Annotated in this window: 19 protein-coding genes; 10 read left to right on the top strand and 9 right to left on the bottom strand. The window is 64.2% G+C overall.

What is annotated here, in order from left to right; translation table 11 throughout:
• The first annotated feature begins 127 nt into the window (after window positions 1–127).
• From XH81_RS34855 to XH81_RS34845, 3 genes are all read left to right on the top strand, one after another.
• Entirely contained in the window at window positions 128–1,867 is a 1,740-nt protein-coding gene (locus XH81_RS34855) for an ATP-binding protein (protein WP_026202466.1), read from the top strand.
• A gap of 239 nt (window positions 1,868–2,106) precedes the next feature.
• Entirely contained in the window at window positions 2,107–2,685 is a 579-nt protein-coding gene (locus XH81_RS34850) for a peroxidase-related enzyme (protein ID WP_028145245.1), read from the top strand.
• A 10-nt stretch (window positions 2,686–2,695) separates the two neighbouring features.
• Entirely contained in the window at window positions 2,696–3,211 is a 516-nt protein-coding gene (locus XH81_RS34845; protein WP_271596798.1) for an MgtC/SapB family protein, read from the top strand.
• Between the two features lie 216 nt (window positions 3,212–3,427).
• Here XH81_RS34845 and XH81_RS34840 read toward each other — a convergent pair whose 3' ends face one another.
• The 5 genes from XH81_RS34840 to XH81_RS34820 all read right to left on the bottom strand — a co-directional run bounded on the left by XH81_RS34840 (window position 3,428) and on the right by XH81_RS34820 (window position 10,214).
• Complete coding sequence (locus tag XH81_RS34840; RefSeq protein ID WP_095425879.1) at window positions 3,428–4,573, bottom strand: PepSY-associated TM helix domain-containing protein; 1,146 nt, start codon at window positions 4,571–4,573, stop codon at window positions 3,428–3,430.
• 8 nt (window positions 4,574–4,581) lie between these two features.
• Window positions 4,582–6,546 (bottom strand): TonB-dependent siderophore receptor, encoded by a 1,965-nt coding sequence (locus XH81_RS34835; protein WP_028145248.1) that lies wholly within the window; start codon window positions 6,544–6,546, stop codon window positions 4,582–4,584.
• 553 nt (window positions 6,547–7,099) lie between these two features.
• The gene (locus XH81_RS34830) at window positions 7,100–9,676 is read right to left on the bottom strand and encodes an HAD-IC family P-type ATPase (protein ID WP_271596797.1); all 2,577 of its coding nucleotides are present in this window, start codon (window positions 9,674–9,676) and stop codon (window positions 7,100–7,102) included.
• Complete coding sequence (locus tag XH81_RS34825; protein ID WP_162832235.1) at window positions 9,673–9,840, bottom strand: hypothetical protein; 168 nt, start codon at window positions 9,838–9,840, stop codon at window positions 9,673–9,675. Before XH81_RS34825 ends, XH81_RS34830 begins: the two co-directional genes overlap by 4 nt.
• A gap of 230 nt (window positions 9,841–10,070) precedes the next feature.
• Entirely contained in the window at window positions 10,071–10,214 is a 144-nt protein-coding gene (locus XH81_RS34820; protein WP_162832236.1) for a hypothetical protein, read from the bottom strand.
• A 268-nt stretch (window positions 10,215–10,482) separates the two neighbouring features.
• On the opposite strand from XH81_RS34820, the gene XH81_RS34815 reads away from it, so the two are divergent.
• Window positions 10,483–10,638 (top strand): hypothetical protein, encoded by a 156-nt coding sequence (locus XH81_RS34815; protein WP_162832237.1) that lies wholly within the window; start codon window positions 10,483–10,485, stop codon window positions 10,636–10,638.
• A gap of 52 nt (window positions 10,639–10,690) precedes the next feature.
• Here XH81_RS34815 and XH81_RS34810 read toward each other — a convergent pair whose 3' ends face one another.
• Complete coding sequence (locus XH81_RS34810) at window positions 10,691–11,320, bottom strand: ParB-like protein (protein ID WP_028145250.1); 630 nt, start codon at window positions 11,318–11,320, stop codon at window positions 10,691–10,693.
• Between the two features lie 338 nt (window positions 11,321–11,658).
• Between XH81_RS34810 and XH81_RS34805 the strand changes: the two genes are divergently transcribed.
• From XH81_RS34805 to XH81_RS34780, 6 genes are all read left to right on the top strand, one after another.
• A complete protein-coding gene (locus XH81_RS34805; protein WP_028145252.1) occupies window positions 11,659–12,000 on the top strand; it encodes a hypothetical protein in 342 nt (113 codons plus the stop codon).
• Window positions 12,001–12,223: 223 nt separating this feature from the next.
• Window positions 12,224–12,511 carry an acyl carrier protein gene (locus tag XH81_RS34800; RefSeq protein ID WP_007592476.1) on the top strand — a complete coding sequence of 96 codons (288 nt, stop codon included), beginning with the start codon at window positions 12,224–12,226 and terminating at the stop codon, window positions 12,509–12,511.
• 10 nt (window positions 12,512–12,521) lie between these two features.
• Window positions 12,522–12,992, top strand: coding sequence for a 3-hydroxyacyl-ACP dehydratase FabZ family protein (locus XH81_RS34795; protein WP_028145253.1), 471 nt, complete (start codon window positions 12,522–12,524; stop codon window positions 12,990–12,992).
• Entirely contained in the window at window positions 12,989–14,194 is a 1,206-nt protein-coding gene (locus tag XH81_RS34790; RefSeq protein WP_271595029.1) for a beta-ketoacyl-ACP synthase, read from the top strand. Before XH81_RS34795 ends, XH81_RS34790 begins: the two co-directional genes overlap by 4 nt.
• Before the next feature lie 18 nt (window positions 14,195–14,212).
• Window positions 14,213–15,490 carry a beta-ketoacyl-ACP synthase gene (locus XH81_RS34785; protein ID WP_028145255.1) on the top strand — a complete coding sequence of 426 codons (1,278 nt, stop codon included), beginning with the start codon at window positions 14,213–14,215 and terminating at the stop codon, window positions 15,488–15,490.
• An 8-nt stretch (window positions 15,491–15,498) separates the two neighbouring features.
• A complete protein-coding gene (locus XH81_RS34780; RefSeq protein WP_271596796.1) occupies window positions 15,499–16,431 on the top strand; it encodes a lipid A biosynthesis lauroyl acyltransferase in 933 nt (310 codons plus the stop codon).
• Between the two features lie 101 nt (window positions 16,432–16,532).
• Here the strand turns inward: XH81_RS34780 and XH81_RS34775 are convergent, their stop codons facing one another.
• From XH81_RS34775 to XH81_RS34765, 3 genes are read right to left on the bottom strand one after another with little or no spacing between them, the layout of a single operon-like run.
• On the bottom strand, window positions 16,533–17,657 hold the full coding sequence (locus XH81_RS34775; RefSeq protein WP_038946309.1) for a polyamine ABC transporter substrate-binding protein: 1,125 nt from the start codon (window positions 17,655–17,657) through the stop codon (window positions 16,533–16,535).
• A 2-nt stretch (window positions 17,658–17,659) separates the two neighbouring features.
• A complete protein-coding gene (locus XH81_RS34770; RefSeq protein WP_049824287.1) occupies window positions 17,660–18,841 on the bottom strand; it encodes an aminotransferase in 1,182 nt (393 codons plus the stop codon).
• 7 nt (window positions 18,842–18,848) lie between these two features.
• Window positions 18,849–19,175 (bottom strand): rhodanese-like domain-containing protein, encoded by a 327-nt coding sequence (locus tag XH81_RS34765; RefSeq protein ID WP_026202463.1) that lies wholly within the window; start codon window positions 19,173–19,175, stop codon window positions 18,849–18,851.
• Window positions 19,176–19,321: the final 146 nt, after the last annotated feature.

Here is a 19,321-nt window from a genome sequence, read left to right as displayed (position 1 = left end):
GGAACAAACCTCGCGGCCGAATTGTCGCGGATTTAACGAAGTGCCCGCGCCCGGCGCTTAACCGTTTGTGCAGCCACGGCCGCGCATAGTCCGAGCAGATCCCTTGCTCTTGCCAGGTTCATTCATCGTGACATCCTTTGGACGCGTGATTTCGGTTCGCGGATCGCTGGCCCGGGTCGGGCTGCTGGCAGAAAGCCAGATGCCTATCTCGGAAGTTCGGGCGACCGTCGGCCGCTTCGTCAGTATTCGCAGCGCCAGCTCGGTCATCGTTGCGATGATCACCGAGGTGTCCTGCGAGAACCTGTCGAGCAGCGACAGCTATATCGCGGTTGCGTCGGTCGACCTGCTCGGCGAGATCCTCAACGCCAGCGACAAGCCGAAATTCCAGCGCGGCGTCACCAACTATCCGACCATCGGCGATTCCGTCGATCTGATTACCAGCCAGGAGCTGCGCACGATCTACGCGCCGACCGGCTCGGACCAGATCAATGTCGGCTTCCTCCAGCAGGATCGCTCGGTCGTCGCCTATGTCGATGTCGAGGAAATGCTGTCCAAGCATTTTGCAGTGCTGGGATCGACCGGCGTCGGCAAGTCCACCGGCGTGTCGCTGCTGCTCAACGAGATCCTGAAGGCGCGCCCGAACCTGCGCATCTTCCTGCTCGACGTGCACAACGAATATGGCCGCTGCTTCGGCGACCGCGCGCTGGTGCTCAACCCGCGAAACCTGAAGCTGCCGTTCTGGCTGTTCAATTTCGAGGAAATCGTCGACGTGCTGTTCGGCGGCCGCGCCGGCGTGCCCGAGGAGCTCGACATCCTGGCCGAGGTGATCCCACTCGCCAAGGGCGTCTACACCCAATATCAGAACGCCGACCGCATCGGCCTCAAGCGCATCGATCCCAAGCAGATCGGCTACACCGTCGACACCCCGGTGCCGTACCGCCTGGTCGACCTGATGTCGCTGATCGACGAGCGCATGGGCAAGCTCGAGAACCGCTCCTCGCGCATCATCTATCACAAGCTGATCTCGCGCATCGAAGCGGTGCGCAACGACCCCCGCTACGCCTTCATGTTCGACAACGCCAATGTCGGCGGCGACACCATGGCCGAGGTCATCAGCCATCTGTTCCGCCTGCCGGCGAACGGCAAGCCGATGACGGTGATGCAACTCGCCGGCTTCCCCGCCGAGGTCATCGATTCCGTCGTCTCGGTGCTGTGCCGCATGGCCTTCGATTTCGGCCTGTGGAGCGACGGCGTCTCGCCCCTGCTGTTCGTCTGCGAGGAAGCGCATCGCTACGCCTCCGCCGACCGCAATATCGGCTTCGGCCCGACCCGCAAGGCGGTGTCGCGCATCGCCAAGGAAGGCCGCAAATACGGCGTCTATCTCGGCCTCATCACCCAGCGTCCGGCCGAGCTCGACGCCACCATCATCTCCCAGTGCAACACGCTGTTCACGATGCGTCTTGCCAACGAGCGCGACCAGGCGCTGCTGCGCGCCGCGGTGTCGGACGCCGCCGCGAACCTGCTCTCCTTCGTGCCCTCGCTTGGCACGCGTGAAGTGCTGGCCTTCGGCGAAGGCGTCGCACTGCCGACCCGGTTGCGCTTCAAGGAGGTGCCACCGCACCAATTGCCGCGCGGCGAGGCTACCATCAGCAGCGTGCCTTCGGTCACCTCCGGCCATGACATGCATTTCGTCAGCGCCGTGCTGGAACGCTGGCGCGGCGCCACCTCGCAGCGCGACGTGCCGAACGACCCTGTGTTCTCGGCTCCGCCCGCCAAGACGCTCTCCAACGTCGAGGCCCCGATGCTGCAGCCCTCGATGGGGCTCGATCCGGACCGCTTCTCGCTGTTGAAGAAGCCGCTGCGGTAAGGACTCTCGTGTCCCGGACGCGCATCAGCGTGAACCGCTGCTGCGCAGAGCCGGGAGCCATGCCACAATCACGGCACTCTCGGAGACATGGGCCCCGGCTCAGCAGCTCACCGCCCCGGACGATGCTTCGCATCGCCGGGAGCGCTGCGCTGCGTCCGGGGCACCAGACGTAACGACTCCTCTGGAGCCTCTCGCCCGCATCGACTATGGTCCCCGGCCGCAAGCCGGAATCCATGACCATGACACAGCCCTCACAACGTTTCCCAGCTCCCGCCCTCGACACGCTGCCCGATGACATCCGCACGCGTCTTCTCGCGGTGCAGGAGAAGAGCGGCTTCGTGCCGAACGTGTTCCTGACGCTGGCCTATCGTCCCGACGAGTTCCGCGCGTTCTTCGCCTATCATGACGCGCTGATGGAAAAGGACGGCGGCCTCACCAAGGCCGAGCGCGAAATGATCGTGGTCGCGACCTCGGCCGCCAACCAGTGTCAGTATTGCGTGATCGCCCACGGCGCGATCCTGCGCATCCGCGCCAAGAACCCGCTCATTGCCGACCAGGTCGCGGTGAACTACCGCAAGGCCGACATCACGCCGCGGCAAAAGGCGATGCTCGATTTCGCGATGAAGGTCTCGGCCGACGCGCAGCGCATTTCCGAGGACGATTTCGCCGGGCTCGCGCCGCACGGCTTCAGCGACGACGACATCTGGGACATCGCCGCGATCTCCGCCTTCTTTGCGCTGTCGAACCGGCTGGCGAATTTCACGGGCATGCGCCCGAACGGCGAGTTCTACCTGATGGGACGCGTGCCGAAGAAGTGACGGACAAGACATGACCGAGATGGACTGGCCCGAAATCCTGCTGCGCCTCGGCACCGCGACGCTCGCCGGCAGCGCGATTGGCCTGAACCGCGACCTGCACGGCAAGCCGATCGGGCTGAAGACACTCGGCATCGTCGGGCTCTCCACTGCAACCGTCGTGCTGCTCGCGGTCCAATTCGCCGAGCCCGGCAAGATCACCGATGCGGCGAGCCGTGTGATCCAGGGCATCCTGACCGGCATCGGCTTCCTCGGAGCCGGCGTCATCGTCCATGAGAGCGATCGTTTTCGCGTACTCGGCCTGACCAGCGCGGCCTGCACCTTCCTCGCCGCCTGTCTCGGCATTGCGTGCGGCGCCGGGCAATGGAAAATCGTCCTGGTCGCGCTGGCCTTCACCTTCGTGCTGCTCACGATCGGCCGACGTGTCGAACGCTGGCTGCATCGGATGCTTGGCGGCAAGGATGAGAAACACGACGTCAGCCACGATATTGAAGAGCGCCACCTGTCGGAGCCGGATCGCCGTCCATAAATCTCAGCGGGGTCGACCTGCACGGCGCCAGCAGACAATCGCCAGAACGACCGGCAGCGACAACCCCAGCCACGAAAGAGCGTCCCAGAATCCGTCCCCGACGAGCGCAACGCCGAGCCCCGCGCCGCAGACGACGCCGACAAGGACAGGCCAGCGGAAGACATCCCAGGCGCTCCTGTGAATCCGGAGCTGGTTCCGGGCGGGAATGGCCATGGGCTAGACGCCGACTGCCGCGGTCCGGCCCGCGTCGAGCGGCTTGCGGCGGACCGACGACTTTCGCCTCGCCACCCACAGATAGATCCCGCTGACGAGAACGATGATCGTGATGATGTCCAGCAGCGCCCAGATGATCTTCAGTGGAAGCCCACCATAGTCGCCGAAATGCAGTGGGCGCGAGACCTGAAGCGTCTTCAGATACCAGGGCACCTCGGGTGCCGCGATCGTCTTGCCGTCATTGGCATCAACGAGCATCGGCTGGAGCATGCGCGCCGTGAAAGGCGTCGCGCCCTTGGTCCAGACGACGAGGTGCTGCGGACTGCCGAAGCGGGCCGACGTCGGCATCGTCACCGAGGTGACCAGACGATCCGGAAATCTCGCGCGGACGAGTTCGACAGAAGCCTGAACCGACGGGATCGGAGCCACGGGCTTGCCGAGATGAGGCGCCAGCAAGACCGGGATCAGCTGCGCGCGCCACAGATCGAACAGCGGCGTCGCCAGCGTGTTGATCATGCCGGTGAGACCCACAACCATCGTCCAGGTCACGGTGACGATGCCGAGGAGATTATGGGTGTCGAGCCATTTGGCGCGTGGCGACGAGCGCCGGCGGATCGTGCCGAAATCGAGCCGCCGCATGAACGGCCAATACACGACCACACCGGATATGATCGACGCTGCGAACAGAAGACCCATCCCTCCGAGAAACAATTCGCCGGGCAAGCCCGCGAACATGTCCTTGTGAATCCGCAATACAATGTCCATGACGTCCTGATGGGGAGCCTCCTCCCCGAGCACCTCGGCGGTGCGCGCATCAAGCGTTAGGCGATGAAAGCTGCCCGGCGCCGGGATCGCCGTCGGAGAAACCGCGACCGTGACCAGCGGCTCCGTCTGCTTGAGATTAAGGAGCAGCACGTACTGACCGGGAAAGCGCGCCTGTGCCGCCGCGATCATCCGGTCGAGCGAGAGCCGCGCCGTACCGGCCGGCATGGCGGGCGCCGCGATCTCATCCTCGAGCAGGTCGTCGATCTCATCGTGAAAGACCAGCGGCAGCCCCGTGACGCACAGCATCAGCAGAAACAGCATGCACACCAGGGACGTCCAGGTGTGAATGCGGGACCACAGGCGAATCGTGCGTGCTTGAACCATGACGAATACTACCAGCGATAGCTGACCGTGCCCGTGATGGTGCGCGGGCTCGTGTATTGGCAACCGCCATTCGTCGTGCAGGCAAGCGTGACGCGATCGGCGATGTTCTTCACGTTCAGCGCCAGGTTGACGCCCTTCGGCTGACGATAATGCAGGCCCGCATCCAGCACGACGTAGCCCTCGTTGACGATTGTGTTGGTCGTGTCGGCGAAGGTCGGTCCGTTGTAACGGATGCCTCCGCCAAGTCCCCAGCCGTCCCAGGTGCCGCCCTGGATCGTGTAGTCGACATAGGCCGATGCGAGCTGGCGGGCGACGAGCGTCGGCACCTTGCCGAGGTCGGTCCCGGTGCTCTGCGTCACCCTCACATCCTGGTTGGTGTAGGTCGCCACGAAGTTCAGCCCGGGCATGATCTGCGCCAGCGTCTCGAACTCGATGCCGCGCGAGTTCACCTCGCCGAGCTGGACCGAGAAGCCGAGATGTGATGGATCGGACGTGAGCGAATTCTGCCGCGTCAGGTCGTAGATCGCCACGGTCATCAGCAGGTTTCGCGACGGCTGATACTTGACGCCCACCTCATGCTGCTGCGCCATCGTCGGCTTGAACGGGTTTCCCGCAAAGTTCGTGTTGGGTGTCGGCAGGAAGGATTCCGAGTAGCTATAATAAGGCGCAACACCGGAATCGAACACGTAGGAGACGGCTCCCCGCTTGGTGAAGGCCGTGTCCTTCGTGTCGGTGGTCTTGTTGGTCGCCAAGGCGTAGGTGTTTTGTTCCGAGGCGTCGTACCGGCCACCCAGCGTGAAGATCCAGTTCTGGATCTTCATCTGATCCTGCACATAGACGCCCACCTGGTCGATCGTCTGGTTCGTCGAGGGGGTGGTGAGCGCAGTCGGAACGACGACGGCCTGGTCGTACACCGGATTGAGCTTGCTGAGCGGCGTCGCTGCTCCGGAATAAGTCCGGTCCGTCATGTTGAACGTCAGATAGTCGACGCCGGAGACCACCGTATGCTGAAGCGGCCCCGTGCTGAACTTGCTGATCAGGTGGTTGTCGGTCGACAGCGATTCGACCTGCTCCTGTATGCGCACCGCACGCCGCGGAAAGACCGTGGTCGTATCGAGCGGACTTCCGATGAACGTCAGATAGCGATAGTCGAGTTCGGTGTGGCCGTAGCGGGCCTTCGATTCGAAGACCAGATTGTTGCTGAAGCGATGCTCGAACTGGTAGCCGACACGCTCCTGCTCCTGGTCGAACTTGTTGTAGCTGGGATCGCCAAGGAAAAGCGGCAGCGCCGTGATACCGGTGATCTTCCCGCCGCTCACATGGGCCATCGACAGCGGAAAGGCGTTGCCGGTCAGATCGCGGGTATAGTCGGCGAGAATGGTCAGCGTCGTGTCATTCGTCGGCTTCCAGGTCACCGCCGGCGCGATATAGGTGCGATTGTCCTTCACGTAGTTCGAGAAGTTGGCGATCTGCGCATCGGAATCCCTGAACACACCGGTCAGCCGGTAGAGCAGCGTGCCGTCCTTGGTGGCAGGACCACCGAAGTCGAAGGCACCCTGAAACCGGTCGTAGTTGCCGAACTGCCCGACAATCTCACCGAAGGCCTTTTCGGGCGGCCGCTTGCTGATGACATCGACAAGTCCGCCCGGCGCGCCCTGTCCATACATGACCGAGCTCGGCCCCTTGATGACGTCGATGCGCTCGAAACCATAGGGCTCGTTGCGGAACAGCGAGAGGAAGTTGGGATCGCCCATCTCGCGAAGCCCGTCGCGATATGCGCCGTAGCCGTTGTTGTCGAAGCCGCGGATGAAGACATTGTCGAAGCGCGGGTCCTTACCGCCCGGCTGAATGGCGAGACCTGCGACATGCTGCAATCCTTCGACCAGTGTCGTGACGGAGCGGGCATCGAGCTGATCGCGACTGACGACGGAGACGGATTGAGGCGTCTCGAGGATCGGGACGTCGGACTTCATCGCAGCCGAGCTGACGACAGGTACAAATCCCTTCACCGGATCCGTACCGCGCTCCATGGCGACGGCGGCGGGCTGAGAGCCGGACTGGAGCACCTGTCCTGCCGCGCGCGATCGCGCAGTTCGGGCGCTCACAGACCGGGTGGTGCGCGATCTCGTGACCTGACGCTTGTTCGCGCGGCTTTGCTCGACGACGACCGGCGGAAGATCTGATGCTGCGCTCGCGCTCTGGGCTTGCGCGTTTCCGCCAAAAGCGATCGCCGGAGGAAGCACGACAAGACCGCACAGCATCGACACGCATCCGCGCTTCGTTGCGCGTGCGTCAAACACGAATTCCAGCATTCCCAGTCCCCGAATTTACCGGGACGACCATGCAAAGACTCCGAACGCACAATCAAAGTCTTTTGGACGTTCGTGTCGTAGAATCTATGTAGACTGGATCCATTCTAATGAAATGGCCTCAGCATCTTGCGCCGGCCCTCCACGGGCTGCATGAATTCCCGACGCTGACGATCCACCGCAGCGCGCCGCGATGACCGACCTGCCGCGTCACGATCTAGAATCGCAACCGCCGGCCCCAAACCGGCTTCAGCAGTTCGAGCGCCGTGAGTACCAGCAATCCTGCGCCGAGCGTGACCATCAGATCGTCCAGGTGCAGGGGACCGAACCGGAACAGACTGGACGCCGGCGGCCAGAACAGGGCCGCGGCCAGAACGAGCGCGATCGACAGGAATATCCAGAGCAAAGCCGGATTCGGACGGAAGAACGCCGACAAGAACGACGCGCTGAAGGACCGGTTGACCAGCACCAGCGCGACGACGCAGACGACCAGCGCGATGAAAGCCAGCGTGCGCGCCTCGTCGGGTGGAATACCGGAACGAAGCGCAACGACGAAAATCACCGCGATCAAGGCAAAGGCCATGACGCCTTGAAGAACGCTCCAGCCGACCAAAGCCCACGAGAACAGTTCCGCATCGGCGCGCCGCGGCGGGCGCGTCATGACATCGCGCTCCTCCCGCTCGGCTTCGAACACGAGCGAGCAGACCGGGTCGATGATCAGCTCCAGAAATGCAATGTGAACGGGCCCGAGAACCAGAGGCAGCCCGAAAACCAGCGGCAGCAGGGCGAGCCCCGCGATCGGAACGTGGACGGCGAAAATGAAGGCCATCGCCTTGCGGAGATTGTCGTAGATTCGGCGCCCCAGCCGGATGGATGCGACGATGGAGCCGAAATCGTCGTCGAGCAGGACGATCGAGGATGCCTCGCGGGCGACATCGGTGCCGCGACCACCCATCGCGATCCCGATATGGACCGCCTTCAGGGACGGCGCGTCGTTGACGCCGTCGCCGGTCATCGCGACGATCTCGCCGTTGCGCTTCATCGCCTGAACGATCCGCAGCTTCTGCTCCGGCAGGACCCGCGCGAACACGTTCACGTTCCTGACGAGGGCCTCCAGCCCGCTCTCGTCCGCGAGCCTGATCTGCTCACCGGTCGCGACCTCGTTGACGTCGAGCCCGGCCTGCCCGGCGATCGCCATGGCGGTCGCCGGATAGTCGCCCGTGATCATGACGACGCGGATGCCGGCCGAACGACATTCGGCCACCGCCTCGGGGACATGCGGACGAAGCGGATCGGCCAACCCGACCAGACCGAGGAAGCGAAACGAAAAACCTTCCTGCGAGCTCGGCAGGGCCTCGCCGTCGCAGGTCGCGGCGGCCACGCCGAGCACGCGAAGACCGTCCTTGGCCATCGCCGCGACCGCATCCCGCATCGCGTCCTGGTCCGCACCATGCAACTTGCAGAGGCGCGCAATCGCTTCGGGAGCACCTTTGGCCGAGGCGAACACTCCCTGGGACGATTGCCAAACCTGGGTCATCGCCAGCAGTTCGGGACGCAGGCCGTAGGTGCGGATCAAGGTCCGAGCATGCAGGGTTTCATCAGCCTCCGGCAGGTTCGCCTGCGCGAACGCGTGCAGGGCCTTCTCCATCGGATCGAACGGTTCGGGCGAGCTCGCCAGAGCACTGCAACGCGCCAGCTCGAAAAACTCCGCTCCCACGGGCGCCGGCTGCGAAGACACGAGGCGGACGCTCGTCCCGCCGCGTAGCCTCAGCTCCGCGACCGACATCCGGTTCTGCGTCAACGTGCCGGTCTTGTCGGTGCACAGCACCGTGGCGGAGCCGAGCACCTCGATCGCGGCCGCGCGCCGCGTCAGCACCCGCGCCTTGGAGATCCGCCAGGCGCCCATGGCCATGAACACCGTGAGCACGACGGCAAACTCCTCAGGCAGCATGGACATGCCGATCGCGATGCCTCCGAGCATTGCCTGCAGCCAATCCCCGCGCAACGCTCCGTAAAGCAGGACAGCCGCCAGGCTGATCGCCGCGCCGCCGAGAAAGCAAAGCCGTACGAGCCGTGCGGTCTGCTGCTGCAGCCGCGGCGGCTCCGACTGCAAACCATGCAGCGACAGTCCGATCTTCCCGATCTCGCTGCGAGGGCCGGTGGCCTCGACCTCGGCGAGGCCCTCGCCTCGCACGACCAGCGAGCCCGAATACACGAACGGCAGGTCATCGCCGCCCGGGCGATGTTCGGCCAAGGCGACCTTTTCAGTCATGGAAGCCTCGGCGACCGGCGTCTTGAGGGCCTGCTTGCGAACCGGGACCGACTCTCCGGTCAGCAGGGACTCATCGACCGCCAGATCACGCGCACTGACGAGTACCGCATCCGCCGGAATCCGATCGCCTTCGGCCAGGACGAGCAGATCGCCGCGGACGACGTCCCGGCCCGCGATCCGCCGCCGCTCGCCATCCCTGACCACGAGCGCTCGCGGACTGGTCAGCTCCCGCAACGCCTCCAGCACGCGCTCGGTGCGGGTTTCCTGCACGATCGTGATCACGACGGAGATGGCGCCGAATGCCAGGAGAAGCAGCGCCTCGCGGAGGTCGCCGAGCAGCAGGTAAACCAGCCCGCCACACAGAAGGAGAGCGAGCATCGGCTCGCGCAGCACCTCGAGCACGATGCGCAGGGGCGTGCGCCGTTCGGGCCGAGGCAGCTCGTTGTAACCTTCATGTTGCAGCCGCAGCCGGGCCTCGGTTTCGCTGAGCCCGGCCGAACCGCCGCTTTCTGTCCTGCTCACGTCTTCCGCCGCATGCTCCAGAGACTTCCAGCCCCCACGACGGCTGTCACGAGCAGGACGGCGACGAAGGTCTGGATGATGGTGAAGTTCAGGGCATCACGCGCGACGAACAACGCGGTGAGCGCGCCGGCAATGATAAAGACGATACGAAAGATGAGGCTCATGGTCATGTCTCCAGTCTTGCATGACTTGGAGCCCGGGCCCACGACGTCTGGGCACAACGCTGCTTCTGCAACCATGCAGAGAGACTTTAGCCCGTCACAGCGGCGCAGATTTGCGACAAGTCAAGCCTGATCCGGCCATCGCCGCATCTGGCCGGTCGACGGGTGCGACGTGATGTCCCGCCGCGAGCGATCAGCCGCGGCATCGCTCATGGTTGCAAGGCGCCGTGCCGCTAGCGCTTCGCCATCAACTCGAGCGCCGGAGCAAAGCGCTCCGCGAACGTCAACGACTTGGCGTGGTGAACTGCGGCAAACGATGCCGAAATTCCTGCCGAAGCGACCGCGAGCAACGCAATTACGAAAGCCAGACGGCGCATGTTCGCCTCCTGTGTGAGCTCGTCTACCCCATACAGATGGGACGGCTCTGTTTCAGGACGGTTTCATGGGCGCGGAAATTGATTTCACTCAAGCGCCTGTGATGGGATCCGGCTTATCTGGACGCATTCCGCAACCAACTAACAATGGTCGACGTATTTTGCAGCGGAGCCCGGCCGTGTTGGGAATTCTACGTCCGCGGACACGATCCTAAAGCACTGCGGCGACCAGCAGCATTCGCTGGAATGGGAGTCATCAAGGACTATTCAAATGAAGATCGTGATCCAGAAGCTCAATGGCCTGTGGCACCTCATCGTCGGATCGTGCCTGATCCGAACGCCCTTCCTCGACACGCAGGATCGTGCGCTAGTGGTCACTTACGCTCGCCGCGCCTATCCCGGCGCCAGGATCTTCCAGCGCGACTGACGCGAGCGGCTGCGCATGATGGTCAGCTCACTAGAGCGATTCCCGACTGCCCCTAATCATCGTCCTCCGGACCGCACCAGCCGGGCAGATAGATCGCGTCCTTGCTCTTGGCTGCGGACATCGCCTTCTCGATCGCCTTGTCGAAATCGGCCTCCACCGTCTTGCGCGAGACCTTTCGGCGCAGGAAGTCGGCCCACAGGAATTCCGAGAACGGCGTGGTGTCCTTGGCGAAGCCGCCCAGGCGGCGCAATTCGCCGGCAAGGCTGCGGAACGGATCGTCCTTGAGATCGGCAACCGATTTTGGCAGGTCGCGAAACTGCCGCCGTTCGCCCTTGGCGTCGTAAGGATAGACCCAACGCTTGTTGTCCATCACGCCCCAGAACGCCTCGCGCTCGACCATGCGGAGGTCGCCGACGATGGTCACCAGCACCTCCTTGACGCCTTCGTCGTGCAGTGCGCGGCCGAGATGATGATGGTCGATCACATAGTAGCGCGCGTCGGGGCCGTAGACGACGGGGATCATGTGCTTGCCGAGCAGATCCGCCTGCTTCTTCTTGTCATGCTCGCGCCAGCGCTTGCGCTTCTCCTTGACCTCGCGCATGCCGACCGTCATCTGCGTCGGCCGGAGCGACAGGATCGGGACCGGGTGCACTCTCGGCTCACGCGCGTTGGTCGTGGTCATGGTCGAAGGCCCCTCGCATGGATGCAACTGACGGTTCAGGTTCCACGACTATGACATGGGCCATGCGGCGGCAAAACGTGTTCGGAAGGACGCGGAGATCACAAGCCGATGTAGAGGGGAACGAAGGTGTGAAATCCTTGGCCCTTGCTACCTCTGTTGTTGCAACGCAACCCTTGCATCCCTGCCGCCGACACGACGGCCGGTTCCGCGGTCGCTTCCCACAATCCATGCACAAATAGTGCGAGCGTACAAATGCTCGCGGGCATTGCGAAGATTTTCTGCAACACGTTCATCACGTGTGCTATCTAAAATCGCTGCTTCGGAGTGATCCCCGCCCCATGACGACCCAGCGGCCCATAAGCTCTGACGACGAGCACCGGGTGCTCCAGTTCAGGCCGCGCACCTCGCCTTCCCCGACGGTCCACCGCGGCAGCGGTACCGTGCAGCCGTTGCGAGTCGCCCCCGAACCGCTCGACCTGTCGCGCTACGAGAAGCCCCGCGCCGAGCCGGACAATTTCCGCCATCGCATGCTCGCCAACATCGCGGCGCTGGCCTTCACCATCGCGCTAACCGCAATCGGAATTTGGCTCGCGGTCAGCATCGCCGACCTGCGCCGGACCCAGGATTGCGTGCTGATGGGCCGTCGCGACTGCGTCAAGATCACGACGCCGCACATCTAGGCCCACCTCGCCCCGGCCCCGGCGGGCACGCGACTTCAGCGGGGCATCCCCAGCCCCGTCTCACCGCCTGCCCGCCTCCATTGAACTCAGGGCGGCGCTCCGATATACGGGCTTTCGACCCGGCCAGAGGGGGGTTTGAGGGCGTCATCAGGGGCGCGATGCCCACCCACCGTGCCACTCTGGATAACCTGACAAATATCCGCAATATATCAAAGGCTTAGTGATGTCTTCCACATTCGATCAGGTCGCCACGATCATCGCTGAAACCTGCGACATCCCGCGCGACACGATCACGCCGGATAGTCATGCCATTGACGATCTCGGCATCGACAGCCTCGATTTCCTTGATATCGCGTTTGCGATCGACAAGCAGTTCGGCATCAAGCTCCCGCTGGAAAAGTGGACCCAGGAGGTCAATGACGGCAAGGCGACCACCGAGCAGTATTTCGTGCTGAAGAACCTGTGCGCCCGCATCGACGAACTGGTTGCGGCCAAGGGCGCGAGCGCCTAAGCGCGCGGTCATGCAACTCGAATACTTCCACATGATCGATCGCATCGTCGACCTCAAGGTCGACGAGAAGACGATCGTCGTCGAAGCGCAGGTCCCGCAGGAGAGCACCATCTTCGAGGGGCACTTCCCGGGTTACCCCTTGATGCCCGGCGTGCTCCTGATCGAATCGATGGCGCAGGCCTCGGGCTGGCTTCAGCTCGGCGTGTTCAAGTTTGAACGCATGCCGATCCTTGCCGCCGTGAAGGAGGCCAAGGTCCGCGGCTCGGTCTTCCCCGGCGATCTCATGAGCATCGAGGCGAGCCTCATCCATGAAGGCTCCGGCTATGCCATGACCGAAGCCAAGATCAGGGTCGGCGGCAAGCTGCGCGCGAATTCGGCGCTCACCTTCACGCTGATCCCCTTCCCCAATGCGGATATGCGCGGCTACATGACGAAAGTCGCCGAGCGCGTCGGCTTTCCGCAACAGGCCGTATCGCCATGACTGACACTGCTTCGAAGCCCGGCCAGACCGAAGTCTGGATCACCGGCATTGGACTCGCGACCTCGCTCGGCGAGGGCCTGGACGCCAACTGGGCCGCGCTTCAGGAGAAGCGCATCAATGTCGACGAGAAGGGCTTTGCGCCCTACATCGTGCATCCCTTGACGCCTGTCAGCTTCGACAGCCAGATCCCGAAGAAGGGCGACCAGCGCCAGATGGAAGCCTGGCAGCGCATCGGCACCTACGCCGCCGGCCTTGCGCTCGATTCCGCCGGGATCAAGGGCAACAAGGACATCCTGTCGAAGATCGACATGGTGGTGGCCGCCGGCGGCGGCGAGCGCGATCTCAACGTCGACACCGGTGTCTTGACGGCCGAGGCCAAGGGCGCGAACGCGCCCGGCTTCCTCAACGAACGGCTGATGAGCGATCTGAGGCCGACGCTGTTCCTGGCGCAGCTCTCCAATCTGCTCGCCGGCAACATCGCCATCGTGCACGGACTTGGCGGCACCTCGCGCACCTTCATGGGCGAAGAGGTCGCGGGCGCCGATGCTGCCCGCATTGCGCTTGCGCGCATCGCCTCGGGCGAGAGCGACATCGCGCTGGTCGGCGGCTCGCATAATGGCGAGCGCAAGGACTTGCTCGTCCTCTACGAATTCGGCGATTTCAATCTCAAGGACAAGTTCGCTCCCGTCTGGGCGCGCAAGGACCACGCCGGCTTCGCGCTCGGATCTGCCGGCGCCTTCCTGGTGCTGGAGTCGAAGGCGCATGCGCAAGCGCGCGGCGCAAAGCCGTTCGCAAGACTGTCGAGCGTCGTCGCCGACCTCGCCCGGCGCAAGCAGCCCGGCGACATGGCCGCGACGCTGGAGCAGCTGTGGGCCAAGCTGCCCAGGCGCGAAGGTAAAGGCGCCATCATCTCAGGCGCAACCGGTGCAGAGCCCGCAACGAGCGAAGAGCGCGGCTTCCTGAAGGGCCATGCCGATTTCCCGGTGCGTTCGACCGGCACGATGTTCGGCCACACCATGGAGACGCAATTCCCGCTCGGCATCGCGCTCGCCGCGCTGTCGATCTCGCGCGGTGCGCTGTTCCCGCCGAACGATTCGACGGGCACCGAGATTGAAATGCAGGGAGCGCCCACCCAGATTGTGGTGGTGGGGGCCGGACACTGGCGCGGCGAAGGCATGGCGCTGGTCGAGGCAGTTAGCTAGCTCTATCGGGGGATCGACATGACTGCACCACGCGACAAACTCGGGCGCCCCGTCGTCGTCGTCACCGGCATGGGCATCATGACCTCGCTCGGTGCCGGCAAGGCCGACAATTGGGCCAAGCTCGTTGCCGGCGAATCCGGCATCCGTACCATCACGCGCTTTCCGGTCGACGGCCTGAAGACCACGATGGCCGGCACCGTCGATTTCGTCAGCGTCGATCCATTCTCCTCCACCGGCCTGTCCGAGCGGATGGCTGAGCTCGTGACGGAAGAAGCGCTCGAGCAGGCCGGCATCGGCGCCAAGGCCGATTTCCCGGGGCCCCTCTTCCTCGCGGTTGCGCCGGTCGAGGTCGAATGGCCACAGCGACGCGAGCTCGGCCGCGCCGTCGGCGCGCTCGACTTCAACTATGACGATCTCTTGCGCATCTCCGGCGGCGGCAAGTACAGCGCCTATCATCACCGCTTCATGTTCGGCTCGGTGGCCGCGCATCTCGCCGAGACCTTTGGCACCAAGGGCTCGCCGATCTCGCTGTCGACGGCCTGCGCGTCCGGAGCCACCTCGATCCAGCTCGGCGTCGAGGCGATCCGCCGCGGCGAGACCGATGCTGCGCTGTGCGTCGCGACCGACGGCACCGTGAACCCCGAGGCCCTCGTGCGCTTCTCGCTGCTCTCGGCGCTGTCGACCCAGAACGATCCGCCGCAGGCGGCCTCCCGCCCCTTCTCCAAGAACCGCGACGGCTTCGTCATGGCCGAAGGCGCCGGCGCGCTCGTGCTGGAAAGCTACGAGGCCGCCACCGCCCGCGGCGCAAAGATCCTCGGCGTGATCGCCGGCTGCGGCGAGCTCACCGATTCCTTCCATCGCACCCGCTCTTCGCCCGACGGCAAGCCGATCATCGGCTGCATGAACAAGACGCTGGCCGATGCCGGCATGACGCCGGACCAGATCGACCACATCAACGCGCACGGCACGGCGACGCCCGAGAACGACAAGATGGAGTTCAACACGACATCGGCCGTGTTCGGCGAGCTGGCGCAGAAGATTCCGGTGACCTCCAACAAGTCGATGGTCGGCCACACCATCTCGGCGGCAGGCGCGGTCGAGGCGATCTTCTCGCTGCTCACGCTCGAGCATCAGCGCATCCCGCCGACGATCAACTACGAGACGCCGGATCCCACGATCCTGTTCAACGTCGTCGGCAACAAGGCGCGCGACGCCCGCGTCACCGCGGTGATGTCGAACTCGTTCGGCTTCGGCGGCCAGAACGCCTCGCTGATCCTGACCCGCGAACCGGCCTGACCGGACGCATGGCGCTGCTTCCTGCGAGGACGAAGGCCCGCGCGCGGGAGGCTGCGAAATCGATCGGCGGCAGCCTGATCGGCGCCGCCACCGTCGGCATGCTGCGTACCACGCGCTATTTCGATCCGGTCAAGACCTCGGACTTTTTCGCGCGCGTGGTGAAGCTGATCGGCCCGCGCCTGCGCGAGCACCGCATCGGTCGCGCCAACCTCACCGCGGCGTTTCCGGAGAAGTCGCCCGAAGAGATCGAAGCCATCCTGATGGGCGTCTGGGAGAATCTCGGCCGCGTCGGCGCCGAATTCGCCCATATGGATCACGTCTGGGATTACGACCGCGATCATCCCGAAAACAGCCGGATCGAACTCCCGGCGCGCAGCATCGAGCTGTTCGACCAGATCCGCGACGACGGCAAGCCGGCGCTGATCTTTGCAGCTCACCTCGCCAATTGGGAGTTGCCGGCGCTCGCCGCCGTCTCGCATGGCCTCGATGCCGCGATCCTCTACCGTCGGCCGAACATCGCATCTGCCGACCGCATCATCCAGGAGATGCGCCAGGTCAACATGGGCACGCTGATCCCGGCCGGGCGCGACGCGCCGCTGCGCCTCGCGCAGGCGCTGAAGGACGGCAAGCACGTCGCCATGCTGATCGACCAGTATCTGACCGGCGGCGTCGAGGTAACCTTCTTCGGCCGCAAGACCCGCGCCAACCCGATGCTGGCCCGCCTGCTCCGCCAGGTCGAATGTCCGATCCACGGCGTCCGCATCATCCGCCTGCCCGGCGGCCGCTTCACCGCCGAGATCACCGAGGAGGTCCGACCGGTGCGCGATGCCGACGGCAAGATCGACATCCAGGGCACGACCCAGGCGATCACCAGCGTCGTGGAAGGCTGGGTGCGCGAGCATCCCGAGCAGTGGTTGTGGCTGCACCGCAGGTGGCGGTAGTTGCCGTCACTGCGAGGAGCTAAGCGACGAGCAATCCAGAGTGCCCTCACCGAGAGATTCTGGATTGCTTCGCTCCGCTCGCAATGACGAGTGCGGCCCCTCTACCTTCCCGTCTTCACCTTGGTCCACAGCCGGTTGATGATGCGCTGGGTCGCCGGCTCGCGCGCGGTGATGACGAACAGCTTTGCGAGCGTCGCTTCGTCCGGATAGATGTTCTTGTCGTTCAAAATCTTCGGATCGACCAGCTTCTGGCTGGCGAGGTTGCCGCTCGCGTAGGACAGGAAGTCCGAGTTCTTGGCGGCGACGTCCGGACGGTAGAGATAGTTGATCAGCTCGTAGGCTTCCCTCACGTTCTTGGCGTCCGCGGGGATCGCGAGATTGTCGAAGAACATCTGCGCGCCCTCCTTCGGGATCGCGTAGCCGATCTCGATGCCACTGCTGTTGTCTTTCTTGGCCTCGGCCGCGCGAGCGCGGGCCTGCATGATGTCGCCGGACCAGCCGACCACGAAGCAGATCTCGCCGGTCGCGAGCGCGCTGAGATATTCGGAGGAGTGGAATTTGCGCACGGAGGGGCGGACTTTTGCGACGACATCGGCGGCCTTCTCGAGGTCAGCCTGCTTGGTCGAGTTCGGATCGAGCCCGAGATAATTCAGCGCCGCCGGAAAGATGTCGTCGGCGGAGTCGAGCATGTGGACGCCGCAATCTCTAAATTTGGCGAGGTTCTCCGGCTTGAAGACGATGTCCCAGCTGTCGATCTTCGCGTCGGGCCCCAGGATCTGCTTCACCTTGGCGACGTTGTAGCCGATGCCCGTCGTGCCCCACATATAGTTGGCGGCGTAATTGTTGCCGGGATCGTAGGTCGCAAGGTTCTTGGTCACCATCGGCCAGGCATTTTCCAGGTTGGGCAGCTTCGACTTGTCGAGCTTCTGGAAAATGTTGGCCTTGATCTGGCGCTGCAGGAAATAGGCCGTGGGCACCACGACGTCGTAGCCGGACTTGCCGGCCATCAGGCGCGTCTCCAGCGTCTCGTTGGCATCGAAGGTGTCGTAGACCACCTTGATGCCGGTCTCCTTGGTGAAGGCCTCGAGGACGTCTGGCGCCATATAGTTGGACCAGTTGTAGAAATTGACGACCCGCTCCTCGGCCCTGACAGGGGCGGAAAGCAAATTCAGCGCGGCGGCGATCGCGAGGCCAAGGCCAAACCCGCAGCGGCCGACATTCGTCATCTCTACCTCTTGCGACCGCGCACCGCGTCCGACAGCCGCTCCAGGGCGGTGTCGAGGGTCTCGTCCTTCTTGGCAAAGCAGAAGCGCACCACTGATGTCACGGGGTCCTGCTCGTAGAAGGCCGACACCGGGATCGCCGCGACCTTGTAGTCCTTCACGATTCGCCAGCAGAACTCGGTGTCGCTCTCGTTGAGCCCGAGCGGCGACAGGTCGACGGTGAGGAAGTAGGTTCCTTGCGACTTCAGCACGGGGAAGCCGAGGCTCTCCAGCCCCTTGGTCAGGCGGTCCCTGCTCCGCGTCAAATCCTTGCGCATCGACAGGAAGTAGTCGTCGGACTTGCCGAGGCCGTAGGCGACGGCGGCCTGCAGGTTCGGCGCCGTGGTGAAGGTCAGGAACTGGTGCACCTTGGCGGCGACGCGCAACAGCGGCGGCGCGGCGCAGACGAACCCGATCTTCCAGCCGGTCAGTGAGAAGATCTTGCCGGCCGAGCCGACCTTGATGGTGCGCTCGCGCATGCCCGGAATGGTGATCAGCGGGATGTGCTTGTGCTCGTCGAAGGTGACGTGCTCCCAGACCTCGTCGCAGATCGCGATGACGTCGAACTCCTGACAGTAGCGCGCCAAGAGCTCGAGATCCTCGCGCGGAAAAACCACCGCGCTGGGATTCAAGGGGTTGTTGAAGAGCACCGCCTTGGTCTTTGAATTGAAGACGCTTTTCAGCATGTCCTCATTCAGCCGCCAGTGCGGCGGCTCCAGCCGCACGAGGCGCGGGATGCCGCCGGCCTGGCGGATGATCGGCAAATAGGAATCATAGACCGGCTGGAAGCACACCACCTCGTCGCCGGGCTGCACCACCGCGAGGATCGCCGAGGTCAGTGCCTCGGTGCCGCCGGAGGTGACCATCACCTCGCTCATCGGATCGAGCTTGAGCCCGTGCCAATGGCCGTAATGGGTCGCGATCGCCTGGCGCAGCTCCGGCAGGCCCATCATCGAGGGATACTGGTTGTAGCCGTTCAGCGAGGCCTCGGCCGCGGCGCGGCGGATGTCCTCCGGCCCCGGATCGTCGGGAAAGCCCTGGCCGAGATTGATGGCGGCATTGTCGCGCGCGGCCTGCGACATCGCCTCGAAGATGGTGACGGGAAGGTCGGCGAAGACCTTGTTCAGCGAAGAGCTCTTGGACGTCATCGCGGGGCTAGCCACCGACCTTGCTGGGAAGCCCCGCCGCCTTCCAGCCCAGCATGCCGCCGGCCAGATGCTTGTCGTAAGGCAGGCCCGCCGCCTGAGCCGCGAGCGAGGCCGTCACCGAGCGTTTGCCCGAGCGGCAGGCAAACACGACGTCCTTGCCCTGGGGATCGGGGATCGCCTTGGGATCGAAGGTCGAGAGCGGCACCACGACGCCGTAGGGATAGGCCTCGGCTTCGACCTCGTTCGGCTCGCGCACGTCGACGAGGAGATAGCGGCCCTCCGCGACACCCTTGGAGACCTCGTCCGGGGTCAGATCCTGCACCTGGTTTGCCACATCATCCTCCAACGTCGCGCGTGCCAGCCGGACCTATCCCGGCCGGCGGCAACCTCGCCTCTCGGCTCACGAAAATCAAGCGCTACAAAGGCTTGAGCCGCGCGGCGCAAGTTAAAGCTAAATCGCAGCGACTTGAAGTGGGGCGT

The organism is Bradyrhizobium sp. CCBAU 25360 (assembly GCF_028128695.1).
Taxonomy (GTDB): domain Bacteria; phylum Pseudomonadota; class Alphaproteobacteria; order Rhizobiales; family Xanthobacteraceae; genus Bradyrhizobium; species Bradyrhizobium ottawaense.
This window is presented reverse-complemented; position numbering and strand designations above follow the sequence as displayed.

Bases quoted from the DNA above. Each gene is read 5' to 3' on its own strand.
- XH81_RS34770 (WP_049824287.1), bottom strand. From the start codon at position 18,841: ATGACGTCCAAGAGCTCTTCGCTGAACAAGGTCTTCGCCGACCTTCCC.
- XH81_RS34775 (WP_038946309.1), bottom strand. From the start codon at position 17,657: ATGACGAATGTCGGCCGCTGCGGGTTTGGCCTTGGCCTCGCGATCGCC.
- XH81_RS34785 (WP_028145255.1), top strand. From the start codon at position 14,213: ATGACTGCACCACGCGACAAACTCGGGCGCCCCGTCGTCGTCGTCACC.
- XH81_RS34835 (WP_028145248.1), bottom strand. From the start codon at position 6,546: ATGAAGTCCGACGTCCCGATCCTCGAGACGCCTCAATCCGTCTCCGTC.
- XH81_RS34780 (WP_271596796.1), top strand. From the start codon at position 15,499: ATGGCGCTGCTTCCTGCGAGGACGAAGGCCCGCGCGCGGGAGGCTGCG.
- XH81_RS34825 (WP_162832235.1), bottom strand. From the start codon at position 9,840: ATGAGCCTCATCTTTCGTATCGTCTTTATCATTGCCGGCGCGCTCACC.
- XH81_RS34810 (WP_028145250.1), bottom strand. From the start codon at position 11,320: ATGACCACGACCAACGCGCGTGAGCCGAGAGTGCACCCGGTCCCGATC.
- XH81_RS34820 (WP_162832236.1), bottom strand. From the start codon at position 10,214: ATGCGCCGTCTGGCTTTCGTAATTGCGTTGCTCGCGGTCGCTTCGGCA.
- XH81_RS34840 (WP_095425879.1), bottom strand. From the start codon at position 4,573: ATGGTTCAAGCACGCACGATTCGCCTGTGGTCCCGCATTCACACCTGG.
- XH81_RS34805 (WP_028145252.1), top strand. From the start codon at position 11,659: ATGACGACCCAGCGGCCCATAAGCTCTGACGACGAGCACCGGGTGCTC.
- XH81_RS34800 (WP_007592476.1), top strand. From the start codon at position 12,224: ATGTCTTCCACATTCGATCAGGTCGCCACGATCATCGCTGAAACCTGC.
- XH81_RS34815 (WP_162832237.1), top strand. From the start codon at position 10,483: ATGAAGATCGTGATCCAGAAGCTCAATGGCCTGTGGCACCTCATCGTC.
- XH81_RS34790 (WP_271595029.1), top strand. From the start codon at position 12,989: ATGACTGACACTGCTTCGAAGCCCGGCCAGACCGAAGTCTGGATCACC.
- XH81_RS34795 (WP_028145253.1), top strand. From the start codon at position 12,522: ATGCAACTCGAATACTTCCACATGATCGATCGCATCGTCGACCTCAAG.
- XH81_RS34850 (WP_028145245.1), top strand. From the start codon at position 2,107: ATGACACAGCCCTCACAACGTTTCCCAGCTCCCGCCCTCGACACGCTG.
- XH81_RS34845 (WP_271596798.1), top strand. From the start codon at position 2,696: ATGACCGAGATGGACTGGCCCGAAATCCTGCTGCGCCTCGGCACCGCG.